9 protein-coding genes are annotated in these 11,770 nt (G+C 37.2%); all 9 read left to right on the top strand.

Features of this window, described 5'->3' with window-relative positions; all coding sequences use genetic code 11:
* Nucleotides 1-5: 5 nt before the first annotated feature.
* Nucleotides 6-4,313, top strand: a complete 4,308-nt coding sequence (locus tag Q0R51_RS02155; protein ID WP_294756351.1) for a PolC-type DNA polymerase III — start codon at nucleotides 6-8, stop codon at nucleotides 4,311-4,313.
* Nucleotides 4,314-4,418: 105 nt separating this feature from the next.
* Nucleotides 4,419-4,892 (top strand): ribosome maturation factor RimP, encoded by a 474-nt coding sequence (gene rimP, locus Q0R51_RS02150; protein WP_198202174.1) that lies wholly within the window; start codon nucleotides 4,419-4,421, stop codon nucleotides 4,890-4,892.
* Nucleotides 4,893-4,911: 19 nt separating this feature from the next.
* Nucleotides 4,912-6,156 carry a transcription termination factor NusA gene (gene nusA / locus Q0R51_RS02145; protein ID WP_294756347.1) on the top strand — a complete coding sequence of 415 codons (1,245 nt, stop codon included), beginning with the start codon at nucleotides 4,912-4,914 and terminating at the stop codon, nucleotides 6,154-6,156.
* A gap of 18 nt (nucleotides 6,157-6,174) precedes the next feature.
* Nucleotides 6,175-6,471, top strand: coding sequence for an RNase P modulator RnpM (locus tag Q0R51_RS02140; protein ID WP_110446180.1), 297 nt, complete (start codon nucleotides 6,175-6,177; stop codon nucleotides 6,469-6,471).
* A gap of 2 nt (nucleotides 6,472-6,473) precedes the next feature.
* Nucleotides 6,474-6,785, top strand: coding sequence for a ribosomal L7Ae/L30e/S12e/Gadd45 family protein (locus tag Q0R51_RS02135; RefSeq protein WP_294756345.1), 312 nt, complete (start codon nucleotides 6,474-6,476; stop codon nucleotides 6,783-6,785).
* A gap of 4 nt (nucleotides 6,786-6,789) precedes the next feature.
* Complete coding sequence (infB, locus tag Q0R51_RS02130) at nucleotides 6,790-9,429, top strand: translation initiation factor IF-2 (protein ID WP_294756343.1); 2,640 nt, start codon at nucleotides 6,790-6,792, stop codon at nucleotides 9,427-9,429.
* Nucleotides 9,430-9,446: 17 nt separating this feature from the next.
* Nucleotides 9,447-9,809: a ribosome-binding factor A gene (locus Q0R51_RS02125; protein ID WP_294756341.1), complete on the top strand. Its 363-nt coding sequence runs from the start codon at nucleotides 9,447-9,449 to the stop codon at nucleotides 9,807-9,809.
* A 45-nt stretch (nucleotides 9,810-9,854) separates the two neighbouring features.
* Nucleotides 9,855-10,748 carry a tRNA pseudouridine(55) synthase TruB gene (gene truB / locus Q0R51_RS02120; RefSeq protein ID WP_294756340.1) on the top strand — a complete coding sequence of 298 codons (894 nt, stop codon included), beginning with the start codon at nucleotides 9,855-9,857 and terminating at the stop codon, nucleotides 10,746-10,748.
* A gap of 18 nt (nucleotides 10,749-10,766) precedes the next feature.
* Complete coding sequence (ribF, locus tag Q0R51_RS02115) at nucleotides 10,767-11,699, top strand: riboflavin biosynthesis protein RibF (protein ID WP_294756338.1); 933 nt, start codon at nucleotides 10,767-10,769, stop codon at nucleotides 11,697-11,699.
* The last annotated feature ends 71 nt before the right edge of the window (nucleotides 11,700-11,770 follow it).

The following is an 11,770-nucleotide window of genomic DNA, read 5'->3' as shown; positions in this document are numbered from 1 at the left end:
TTTTCGTGACTGATAAAAATAAACTATTTTTAAGGTTGTTGCAGCAAATAAAGTTTCCGCAAGAATTTGCAGATAATAAATTGCTGCAAAAAGGTGAAATAGAGAACGTGGATGTTTACGCTAGAGAACACAGGTGGGATATCCACGTTCTTTTTACTACACCGTTAAAATTTGCAACTTTTGATGCATTAAATAAGGCAATAACCGCTAATTTTTCTTCTTTTGTTAATACTCGCTTATATATTCGTTCCCAGGATGGAGCAGATGACTACTTAACTGATTATTGGCACTATGCTGTCCAGAATTCTCAGGCTTTGCAGCCGGTGGCTCGAGAATTTATTTCCAGCCATAAACCTAAAAAGGAAGATGGGCGCTGGATTATTCCCGTAGATAATTTGGTTGTTGATGGGCTACTTGAACAAAAGATGCTTGATGAGCTAGCTGAAGAAATGAGAAATTATGGTTTCTTTAATTTGAAGTTTGTGACTGAAATCGATGATGAAAATTCTCTCAATAATTTAGCCAGTCTGCAAGAATTGCAGCAGCAGCATGAGCAAAACATGCAGGAAGAATATGATGCTGCTCCAACACAAGAAAAAGGCAAAACTCCAAGTTATCCTACTAAAAAAAGTCGCTATGGTACCCGTAAGCTAGATGAAAATCTGCCTCTAACACAAATTAAAGATGTTATTGATGGCAGTAGAAATGTTGTAATAGAAGGAAATATTTTTAATATTTCTAGTAGAGAATTAAAAACAGGTTCAATCATTTTTACTGGTGAAATAACAGACTATACTGATTCCATCTCATTTAAGAAATTTGTTTCTGATAAAGAGCAAATTCAAGGTATGGAAGACATAAAGCCTGGAACCTGGGCAAAGATGCAGGGATCAGCTTCTCAGGACCAGTGGAGTCATGATACCGTTTTTAACATTTCTGCTTTAGAAATTATTGAGCATGTTGGGCGAACGGAAAAGTATCAAGGCGATGAAAAAAGAGTAGAATTACATCTGCACACCAATATGAGTCAGCTTGATGCGACTAATACAGCAACAGATTTTGTCAAAACAGCCAAAAAGTTCGGCCAAAAGGCAATCGCCATTACAGACCATGCCGATGTTCAAGCCTTTCCGGAAGCATATAATGCTGGTAAAAAGAATGGCGTCAAAATTATTTATGGTCTTGAAGCTAATATGATTGATGATCATGCTCTGCTTGTTCTTAATCCTGCATCAATGACTTATAAAGATCGTGAATTTGTCATTTTTGACGTTGAAACAACTGGTCTTTCTTCTGTTTACGATACTATCATTGAAATTGGCGCCGTTAAGATGAAAAATGGTGAAGTTCTGGAAAGATTCGATAAATTTATTAATCCCCACCATCCATTATGCGAACAGACAATTAACTTAACTTCAATTACTGATGAAATGGTTGGGGCTGCTGATGACGAAGCTGTAGTAATTAAGCAATTTCAAGATTTTTATGGCGATCGACCACTTTGCGGTCATAATGTGCAATTTGACGTTGGATTTGTCAATGCTGCATTAAGACGGGCACAACTTGGCGAAATAACTCAACCGGTAGTGGATACACTTGAAGTATCGCGCTTGCTTCACCCAGAACAATCAAGACATACGCTTGATTCACTGGCTAAAAAATATAATGTAGTCTTAGAGCATCATCATCGAGCTAATCAGGACGCTGAGGCTACGGGCTATTTAATGTTTAAGCTTCTGGAAGCTTTTACCAAAAAGTATCATGAAGACAATTTGGGTAAGATGAACGAATATGCTGCTCAAGGTCAAGTATTTAAGAGGGCACGACCACAACACATGACCATCTTAGCTAAAAATCAGACGGGTCTTAAAAACATGTACAGGTTGGTTTCAATCGCAAATACGAAAGATTTTTATCGAATACCAAGAACGCCAAAATCTGATTTAGTAAAAAATCATGAAGGCTTGCTATACGGTTCAGGTTGTTCTGAGGGCGATGTTTTTGTCGCAATGATGCAGAAGGGATATGATGAGGCCCGTAAAAAAGCCCGCTTTTATGATTATCTCGAAATTCAACCTCCTGCAAATTATTCCATTATGATTGAAGATCATTTGATTGCCGACGAAGCAGAACTTGAAGAAATTCTGACTAACATTTATAAATTGGGTAAGGAATTGAATAAACCAGTTGTAGCTACTGGAGACGCGCATTACATTGAGGAACATGATGCTATTTACCGTACAATTTTAATTTCGGCACAACGCAGCAATCCTGATAGAAACAAAAAGCAGCCTGATATGCACTTTTACACTACTCAGGAAATGCTGGACGCATTTAATTTTTTAGGTGAAGATGTTGCTAAGGAAATAGTCATAACCAATCCTAATAAAATAGCTGAATCAATTGCGGAAATTTCACCTATTAAAGATGGACTTTATCCTCCTCACATTGATAATGCAGATGAAGAAATGAAACGTTTGACGTATGACAAGGCTCATGAGCTTTATGGAGATCCGTTACCTAAAATAGTTCAAGACAGACTTGACATGGAACTCAACTCGATCATTTCAAATGGTTATGCAGTTATATACTTGATTTCACAAAGATTGGTGGCTAAATCTAATAAAGACGGCTATTTGGTTGGTTCGCGGGGTTCCGTCGGTTCCAGCCTTGTTGCTACAATGTCAGGAATCACTGAAGTCAACCCTCTGCCGCCGCACTATCGCTGTCCAAAATGTAAATACTCGCAGTTCTTTGAAAATGGTGAATTTGGTTCAGGCTATGACTTGCCTGATAAAAAGTGTCCCAACTGTGGGGCAGAGTTAGTTAAAGACGGCCAGGATATTCCATTTGCAACATTTTTAGGGTTCCATGGTGACAAAGTTCCAGATATCGATTTGAATTTCTCTGGTGACTATCAACCAGTGGCTCATAACTTTATTCGGGTAATGTTTGGACCTGATAATTCATACCGTGCCGGTACAATTGCCACAGTGGCAGATAAAACAGCCTATGGTTATGCTAAGCATTATGATGAAGAAAAAGAATTGAATTTGCGCGGAGCAGAACTAGATCGTCTTGCAGCTGGAGTCAGCGGCGTTAAAAGAACAACTGGTCAGCACCCGGCAGGAATTGTTGTGGTTCCAGATGATATGGATATTTATGATTTTACTCCAGTACAATATCCAGCAGATGATGTTAATGCTGCCTGGTTAACGACGCATTTTGACTTTCATTCCATCCATGATAATATCTTAAAATTTGATATTTTAGGTCATGATGATCCAACGATGATTAGGATGTTGCAGGATCTTTCAGGCGTTGATCCGTTAACAATCCCACCTGATGATCCCGGAGTGATGTCACTATTTTCAAGTCCTAAAATATTAGGTGTGACCCCTGAACAAATTCAATCAGAAACAGGTACCCTAGGGGTACCGGAATTTGGTACTAAATTCGTTAGAGGGATGCTTGAAGAAACCAAGCCAACTACTTTTTCTGAACTGTTGCAAATTTCAGGCTTGTCTCATGGTACTGACGTTTGGCTCGGAAATGCCGAGGAATTAGTTAATAATGGCACTTGCAAGTTAAAAGATGTTATTGGCTGTCGTGACAATATCATGATGGACCTGATCCACTGGGGTGTTAAACCTGAAGTAGCCTTTTCTACAATGGAATCTGTGCGTCATGGCCGCGGAATTAGTGATGACGATATGGCTGTTTTAAAGAAAAACGATAAGATACCTGACTGGTATATTCCGTCGTGTCTCAAAATTAAGTATATGTTCCCTAAGGCCCATGCTACCGCCTATATCCTAATGGCTCTTAGAATTGCCTGGTTCAAGGTTTATTATCCTGAAATTTACTATACCGCTTATTTTTCAGTCCGTGCCGACTTATTTGACTTGGTCGCTATGAGTCATGGTAAAAATACGGTCAAAAAGGCAATGGCCGATATTCAGAATCAGGGAAACGATGCATCGGCAAAGGACAAGAGTTTGTTAACTGTTCTTGAAATTGCTAATGAATGTTTGGAACGTGGAATTAAAATTAAAATGGTCGATATTAATAAGTCAGAAGCGACCAATTTTAAAATAATAGATAAGCATACTATTTTAGCACCATTCAATGCTGTTCCCGGATTAGGCAACAATGCAGCTAAACAGATTGTGGCTGCTAGAACTGAGCAAGAATTTTTATCCAAAGAAGATTTGGCTAATCGGGGCAAAGTATCGCAATCGATCATGGATTATTTGGAGGATAACGAAGTCTTAGCAGGTATGCCAGACCAAAATCAACTCTCACTCTTTTAAAATTTTGCAGTATTAATATAAATGTGTTATACTTCCTAAAGAAGTTCGAATAAATGATTCGGAGTGGGCAAATTTGCTCACTCTTTTTATTACGGAGGAAAGTACTTGGCGAAAGTTAAAGATTCTGTTATCGAAGAGATCAAACCAATTATTGCTGCACGAAACGATGAGTTTGTCGATATGGAATATGTTAAAGAAAAAGGTCAGAATTATTTAAGAATATACGTTGACCGTGAAAATGGTATTGATATGGATGAAATTGCGGGGTTAAGTGAACTATTATCTACGAAACTTGATCAGTTGCAACCTGATCCATTTCCTGATCCATATATTTTAGAAGTTTCTTCACCTGGTATCGAAAGACCATTAAAAAATGCTTCCGACTGGCAAAAGGCCTTAAATGACTATGTACATGTTAACCTTTATCAAAAAGTTGAAGGCGAAAAGGAATATGAGGGAACTTTAAAATCTTTTGATGATAACGAGATCAAGCTTGAAATAAAGGTAAAAACAAGAAAAAGGGTTTTATCGCTTCCCCGTAAATTAATTGCAAATATTCGTTTTGCAATTGAGTTTTAGAAAGGTTGATTAAAAAATTATGTCTAAAGAAATGCTTGAAGCGTTTGCTACTTTGGAAAAAACTAAAGGTATAAAACAAGATGTAATTGTTGAAGCAATAAAAGCGGCACTGGTTGCGGCGTATAAGAAGAATTATAACCAAGCAACAAACGTCATAGTTGAATTTGACGAGCGCAGAGGGGACTTCAAATTAATGACTGAAAAAACTGTTGTTGAAGAAGTTCATGATGAACGCCTGGAAATCAGTTTAAAAGATGCTTTGACAATTAATCGGGCCTATGAACTTGGTGATAAAATTCGTTTTGAGGTTGCACCCAAGAACTTTGGTCGCATTGCTGCCCAAACAGCTAAACAGGTTATTATGCAACATTTACGCGAAGCTGAAAGAAACCATATTATTGATGAATATTCTCAATATGAAGATGAATTGATAACCGGCACAGTTGAAAGACGTGATAATCGCTTTGTTTATGTTAAAATTGGTAATGTTGAAGCAGTAATGCCTCGCAATGATCAAATGCCAGGTGAAACTTATAATCCACAAGATCAGATTCGGGTTTTAGTGACACATGTTGGCTCGGATTCTAAGGGAGCCCAAATTACGGTTTCACGCACTGCCCCTGATATGGTAAAAAGGTTATTTGAACAAGAAGTACCTGAAATTTACGATGGAACGGTAGAAGTTGCTTCAATTGCACGTGAAGCAGGAGACAGAACTAAAATTGCCGTGAAATCGAACGATCCTAACATTGATCCGGTTGGTACTTGCGTTGGTCAAAGAGGTGCCAGAGTGCAAAATGTGGTCAACGAACTTGACGGAGAAAATATAGATGTAGTTAAATACGAAGAAGATCCGTCAGATTATATAGCTAATGCTTTAAATCCTGCAGAGGTTATTGCCGTGCAATTTGGAGATGAAGATGATGAAAAAAGTGCTTTAGTAATAGTTCCTGATTACCAATTATCACTGGCAATTGGGAAAAAGGGACAAAATGTTCGTTTGGCTGCACGGCTAACAGGTTATAAAATAGATATCAGACCAGAATCAGAAGTAGAATTTGTTGATGAAAGCAGTGATCAAGCTGAAAAGGAAAATAAAGAGGCTGAATCTGACACTTTCGTAGCAGGTGATGCAAATTCTGCAAGTGATGTAACAGATAATTCTGCTGCAGAAGAAGAACCTGCATCTGAAGAGACCAAAACAGAAGATGGACTTCCAGATGAAGTTACTAACGGTGAAACGGTAGATACTACTGGAGAATAATGCAAGGGGTGAAACTTTTTGAAAAAAAGAAAGATTCCAATGCGAAAAGACTTGTTAACTAATACTATGCAGCCCAAAAAAGAATTAGTCAGAATTGTGGTTGACAAAGAAAAAAATATCGCAGTTGATCCTACTGGAAAGAAACCTGGTAGAGGAGCATATGTCTCACTTGATCCAAGTCAGATTAAAAACGCTCAGAAAAAGGGACTGATTGAGCGCAGCTTAGGAACAAAAGTGCCTGAAGAGTTTTACCAAGAGCTTTATTCATATGTTGACCATCAAAAGGCAAGAAAAGAATTGTTTGGTGATAAATAGGTTTGCAAAATAGACAAAAAGCATTAAATTTAATAGGACTAAGCCAAAAGGCAGGTAAACTGGTTTCAGGATTTGAAATTGTGTCAATGGGCGTAAAGGCTAAAAAAGTTAAGCTGATTATTTTAGCTCATGACACACAGGCAGATACCACCGCAAAGATTAGCAAAATTGGAAAGCAAAATAACGTACCTGTGATTACAGAATTCAATAGCAGTGAAATTTCCCAAGCTATTGGTAAAAAGCGTAAAGTTTTGGGAATTACTGATGCTGGTTTTGGCAAAGCAATGTTACAAAAAATCAAAGAAGGAGTGTGATTTGATGACTAAAACAAGAATTTATGAATTGGCGAAAGAATTAGGCATCGATAATAAAACTGTGGTCAATAAAGCAAAGGACCTGGGGTTTGATGTAAAAAATCATATGTCATCACTTGAAGATACACAAGTAGAGCAAATAAAGGGTAGTTTCCGCAGCAGCTCCGCTCCCGCCAAAAAGCAAGAAAGACCAGCGAAAAAGAGTAGTAAAATCAAAATTTCTGTTACTTCAATTCGAAAGAATGAAAAAAAGCATGATGAAACTAAGAATAGTAAAAGTAATAGAAAAAATAATAACTTTCACAAATCAAATAATAGATCAAGACAAGGTCAAGATCGCACTAGACAACATTCCAATTTGAGTCAAAAAACTTCTAAACCAGTAGCTCAAGATTTATTAAAGCAATTAAAGCAAAAACAGCGAGTGGAAGAGAAAAAATTAAATCGGCAAACGGAAAGAGCACAAAAGTCTTATAAAGAAAATCAGACTAAAATTAAACCAGCGTCTGCTGAAACTAATAAGTCTGTTTCTAAGACAGAAAATAAAGTAGTTAAAACTGAAACTACAGCTCCTAAAGTGACTGGACCTAAAATTCTTAAACCTTCACCAGCCAGGTTTAAGAATAAGCAAAAGTCTACGCCTGTTCGCCAGCCTAAAATTTTAGATACTGCTGCTCCTGAACCCGAAAAAGAAGAAAAACGTCGTGGCAACGGTCATGGTCGTAATTCTGGCAAGCCAGGCAGAAAAGGTAAAAATCAAACCTATGGTGCAAATAATTATTCGAAGCATCAAGAAAAGCGTAAACGTAAAAATAAGAAGAAGCAGTTTGAACAAGTACATAAAAAGCAGCCAACGCAAAGAAAAGAGCGGCCATTGCCGGATACTCTGGTTTACGAAGTGGGTATGAATGCTCAAGACTTAGGAAAAATTCTGCACCGCGAGCCAGCGGAAATAGTTAAAAAATTATTTATGCTGGGTGTCATGACTAATCAAAATCAATCCCTTGATAAAGATGCAATAGAATTAGTGGCGGCTGAATATAATATTAATGCTCAAGAAAAGGTTCATGAGGATATATCTGACATTGATAATCTTTATGACAAGAGAATGAAAGCCTCTTTGAAATCTAAGCATTTAATTAAACGTCCACCAGTAGTTACCATTATGGGACATGTTGACCATGGTAAAACTACTTTGCTTGACCGCTTACGTCACACTCATGTTTCGGCTCATGAAGCTGGAGGAATTACGCAAAAAATTGGTGCTTACCAGGTAAGGGTTGATAATCAGCCAATTACTTTCTTGGATACACCAGGACATGCCGCATTTTCAAATATGCGTGAACGTGGTGCAGAAATTACCGATATTGTTGTCTTGGTTGTTGCTGCAGATGATGGTGTAATGCCACAAACTGTTGAAGCTATTGATCACGCTAAGAGTGCTAAAGTTCCAATTATTGTTGCCATTAACAAGATGGATGTTCCGGGAGCAAATCCTGAGCATGTTACTGAACAGTTAATGAAGTACAATTTAATCCCGGAAAATTACGGTGGGGACACAATATTTGTTAACATTTCTGCCAAAACCGGTGAAAATGTTGATGAACTTTTGCAAATGATTCTCCTGCAGGCAGATGTGATGGAATTAAAAGCAGACCCAACACAAAAAGCAATTGGTACTGTTATTGAAGCTAGACTTTCTCGTGGACGCGGTCCTGTTGCCGACCTTTTAGTTCAACAAGGAACACTAAAGGTTGGCGATCCAATTGTAGTTGGGAATCGCTTTGGTAGAGTCCGTGTCATGACTAATGACCGTGGTCGTCAAGTTGAAAAGGCCACACCGTCAATGCCGGTAGAGATTACCGGATTAAATGATGTTCCAGAATCTGCTGATAAAATAGTAGTATTCGATGATGAAAAGACTGCTAGAAGTGTTGGTGAACAAAGAGCGCAACAAGCTTTGCAACAATCTCGTGAAAATGTTCAACATGTTACTCTTGATAACCTGTTTGACACAATGAAAAAAGAAAACATGAAGGAAGTAGATGTTGTCTTAAAAGCGGATGTTCAAGGTTCTGTAGAGGCTTTACAGCAGTCACTTGAAAAGATAGAAGTTGAAGGTGTGCGTGTAAACATTATTCATGCTGGAGTTGGTGCTGTAAATGAATCAGATGTTACCTTGGCTGGCGCTTCGAATGCCTTCATAATTGGCTTTAATGTTCGTCCAACAGCTACCGCAAAGTCACAAGCTGAAACAGATGGTGTGGATATTCGTTTGTACAGCATTATTTACAAGGCTATTGACGATGTTAAAGCTGCGATGAAGGGTATGCTTGAACCAACTTATGAAGATAAGGTTGTAGGTAATTTAACTGTACGCGAGACTTGGAAGGTTTCCAAGGTGGGAACAATTGCTGGTGCCTTTGTTGATTCTGGTTATGTTTCAAAAGATTCTGAAATCAATTTGATTCGTGACGGTGTTGTAATATATACTGGAAAAGTGGCATCACTTAAAAGATTTAAAGATGATGCTAAAATGGTTAAACAAGGGTTTGACTGTGGCTTAACAATTGAGGGCTACAATGATATCAAAATTGGTGATGAAATGGAAGCCGTTGAAAAGCAAGAAGTCAAACCAGAGTAATTAACTGGGAGGAAAGTATGAAACACAGAATTGGTCGTGTTGAAGGAGAAATCCTCCGTGAATTAACGAAAATTTTGCGCAAAAATATTCGTGATCCACGTGTTAATGACGTTACAATCACAGCTGTTGAGTGTACTAATGATCTCTCATATGCTACTGTTTACTACAGTATTCTTTCAGAAGATACAAAAAAGGAAGAAGAGGCTGCAGCTGGTTTAAATAAAGCAAAAGGTATGATGCGACATTTATTAGGCCAAGTCTTAACAGTTTACAAAGTTCCTGAATTGATCTTTAAACGAGATAATTCAGTTAAATACGGTAGTAAAATTGATCAGTTAATCGCTGAAGTAAAAAAGCAGGATGCAAATCGAAATAATTAAGAAAAGCGCTGTTAGGCGCTTTTTTCATGGTTAGGGTATGGAAAAATGTTAAATGGTATTTTGGTAATAGATAAAGAAAAAGGCATGACAAGTGCTGATGTTGTCTATCACTTACGCAAAATCTTGCATATTAAGAAAATAGGTCATGCGGGTACTCTAGATCCAGATGTTACGGGTGTTTTACCAGTTGCAATAGGACAGGCCACTAAGCTGATTGAGTTAATGCATACTCAAAATAAAAGATATATTGGTCAAGGTATACTTGGATTTGCCACCGATAGTTGCGATATTAGCGGCAAAATAACTGCTAACAAAAAAATTACGACCAAAATCACTTCAACTGAGATAAAAGAAGCAATGCAGGAATTTGTGGGACAAATTGAGCAGGTGCCGCCAATCTATTCTGCTGTGAGGGTTAAGGGCAAGCATTTGTATGAATATGCACGAGCTGGCATTGAAGTAGAACGACCTAAAAGACAGGTCGAAATTTTGGCTTATAATCTTGTAAATGAACCTTTTTATGATAAAGAAAAAGGTCAAGAAACTTTTGACTTTGAAATTGAATGTAGTAAAGGTACCTATGTTCGTTCTTTAATAAATGATTTAGGTTCTGAGTTAAAAGTACCAGCTGTGATGAAATGTTTGCGTCGCACATCTAGTTCAGGCTTTGATATTAGTCAATCTGTAGAATTGTCTGAAATAATTGCAGATCCTAAATTAATTGATCAAATTATTCAACCCATTGATTCTTTTTTTACAAATTACGTGCAAATGGATCTTGATGAAAAATTATGGTCTAAAGTTAAAAATGGTGCAGCTATTTCTTTGAAAACGAATGCAAATAATGTGGCATTACGTTACAATAATAAAGTTAAGGCAATTTATCGCAAAGATGGTACCATTTATCGCCCGTATTTAATGCTTTTACAAAATGAATAGGTGAATGAAGGTCTTATTATGGAAATTATCCATTTAACATACCCCTTTAAGGAAAACATAATTCCCCAAAATATTATTCTTGCTTTAGGTTTCTTCGATGGAGTTCATCGCGGACATCAAGAATTAATCAAAATTGCAAAAGAAAAGGCAACGCAAAAACATTTGCCACTAGTGGTAATGACATTTGATCGTCATCCAAAAGAAGTTTATCAAAATAAAAAAGTTACATACATTGATACTCTTCCAGAAAAAGCATACAAGATGCAGAAACTTAAAGTTGACTATTTGTTGGTGATGCACTTTAATGAAGCTTTTAGTAAACTAACTGCACAGGAATTTGTTGATAATATAATAGTTAAATTACATGCAGACACTGTCGTAGCTGGTTTTGACTACACCTATGGCCCTAAAGACAGGGCTAATATGAAAAATTTCCCTAAGTTTGCTCAGGGAAGATTCGATATTGTTAATGTTCCTAAGCAATCTTATGATGGTCAAAAAATTGGTTCTACGGAAATCAAGAAGGCGATAACTAGCGGAAATATGGAATTAGCTGCTAAGTTGTTAGGTTTTCCCTATGTTATGTCAGGCTATGTTGGTCACGGTTTACGCAATGGTCATAAACTCGGTTTTCCTACAGCTAATTTGGTTTGGACTGATGACAAGGCTGTTCCTAAAATTGGGGTATATGCGACTAAAACTAAGATTTGTGGTAAGTGGTATGACTCAATGACAAGTGTAGGCTATAATGTGACTATCAATCAGGGGAAAAAGCTTTATATTGAGTCAAACTTATTTGGCTTTGATCAGGAAGCCTATGATGAGGAAATGGTAATTAAATGGTATAAGTATACCCGTGGTGAAATTAAATTTGCCAATTTAAAAGAGCTAACAAAACAAATGAGTCAAGACGAGGCTGAAATTAAAAATTATTTTGCTGCGATGGATTAATTAATAACACTAAAAAATGATTGACGTTTTTTAAGAAAAAAGTTAGCACTCAACTTGACATTCTGCTAAAA

It is taken from the genome of uncultured Lactobacillus sp., from assembly GCF_946477725.1.
Taxonomy (GTDB): domain Bacteria; phylum Bacillota; class Bacilli; order Lactobacillales; family Lactobacillaceae; genus Lactobacillus.
This window is presented reverse-complemented; position numbering and strand designations above follow the sequence as displayed.

Bases quoted from the DNA above. Each gene is read 5' to 3' on its own strand.
- nusA (WP_294756347.1), top strand. From the start codon at position 4,912: ATGTCTAAAGAAATGCTTGAAGCGTTTGCTACTTTGGAAAAAACTAAA.
- infB (WP_294756343.1), top strand. From the start codon at position 6,790: ATGACTAAAACAAGAATTTATGAATTGGCGAAAGAATTAGGCATCGAT.
- Q0R51_RS02125 (WP_294756341.1), top strand. From the start codon at position 9,447: ATGAAACACAGAATTGGTCGTGTTGAAGGAGAAATCCTCCGTGAATTA.
- truB (WP_294756340.1), top strand. From the start codon at position 9,855: ATGTTAAATGGTATTTTGGTAATAGATAAAGAAAAAGGCATGACAAGT.
- ribF (WP_294756338.1), top strand. From the start codon at position 10,767: ATGGAAATTATCCATTTAACATACCCCTTTAAGGAAAACATAATTCCC.